General features: G+C 43.7%; 2 tRNA genes and 2 rRNA genes. All 4 read left to right on the top strand.

From position 1 onward, the window contains the following. Positions 1–93, top strand: a 16S ribosomal RNA gene (locus GQA99_RS20125); the annotation flags it as partial. Between the two features lie 216 nt (positions 94–309). Beyond that, positions 310–386, top strand: a tRNA-Ile gene (locus GQA99_RS20120). A 138-nt stretch (positions 387–524) separates the two neighbouring features. Beyond that, a tRNA-Ala gene (locus GQA99_RS20115) sits at positions 525–600 on the top strand. A 425-nt stretch (positions 601–1,025) separates the two neighbouring features. Then, positions 1,026–1,128, top strand: a 23S ribosomal RNA gene (locus tag GQA99_RS20110); the annotation flags it as partial.

The raw sequence follows: 1,128 nt of genomic DNA, 5'->3' as shown, positions 1-1,128 counted from the left end.
TTCGGGAGAACGCTCACCACTTTGTGGTTCATGACTGGGGTGAAGTCGTAACAAGGTAGCCCTAGGGGAACCTGGGGCTGGATCACCTCCTTACCTATACGACTAACTCAATACCTAAAGTGCAGCGATGCATGTGAGTGTTCACACAGATTACTTGATAGAAAGAAAGAGAAAGATATCGGAAGGTATTTTTGAGGATTTTGATTGTTAATCAAGGCGCTTGAGAAGAGAGGGAGGATGTGTAGGTTGCTACATGACGACCGAACGACGAAAGCAACGCTGAGTAACGGTTAAAAGACCAAAAAGAATGGGTCTGTAGCTCAGCTGGTTAGAGCGCACCCCTGATAAGGGTGAGGTCGGTGGTTCAAGTCCACTCTGACCCACCAAATCTTCTTTAACTCTGCGTTAATTTATACCTCGTTTAGCAAGCTAAACGTCGGAATAAATCGCCTTGATTTAAATCGATTTGGCTTCGCCAATCTTTGTGATTGGATACTGGATATTAATCTCAACTGCATGTAAATGGGGCTATAGCTCAGCTGGGAGAGCGCCTGCCTTGCACGCAGGAGGTCTGCGGTTCGATCCCGCATAGCTCCACCATTTACTTGTTGGTTCAATTGGTTTAGTCAATACGCTATTAACGCGGATTGTTTACACTCATATTGCTCCACCATGACATGCATTGGTAAGAGATGCCAAAGATAAACGAAATTTTATCTTTGGCTTTTTTAAGCCCGCTCTTTAACAATTTGGAAAGCTGATAGTAATTAATTGCATGAGTCTGTCATGTAATTAATTGCAAATCGTTTGATGCGGCACTTTATTTTAGGTGGCGTATTAAACATTGAGTTCTCAAAACACTGTTTAAGTGTCTTGAATATTCTAAAAAACTAAGGCGAGTTTGCGACGCGAAAGCGGATGCGAACGATCAAGTAAAAACCAAGCTGGTTGCGATACAATCTGGCACGCTGTTAACGCAGAGTGCAGGATGATGTTCACGTAAGTGAAACTCATTTGGGTTGTATGGTTAAGTGACCAAGCGTATACGGTGGATGCCTTGGCAGTCAGAGGCGATGAAGGACGTAGTAACTTGCGAAAAGCGTTGGCGAGCTAGTAACAAGCATTTGA

Source organism: Shewanella litoralis (genome assembly GCF_009828585.1).
Classification (GTDB): Bacteria; Pseudomonadota; Gammaproteobacteria; order Enterobacterales; family Shewanellaceae; genus Shewanella; species Shewanella litoralis.
The sequence above is the reverse complement of the archived record's forward strand: the minus strand, read 5'-3'. Positions and strand labels throughout refer to the sequence as shown.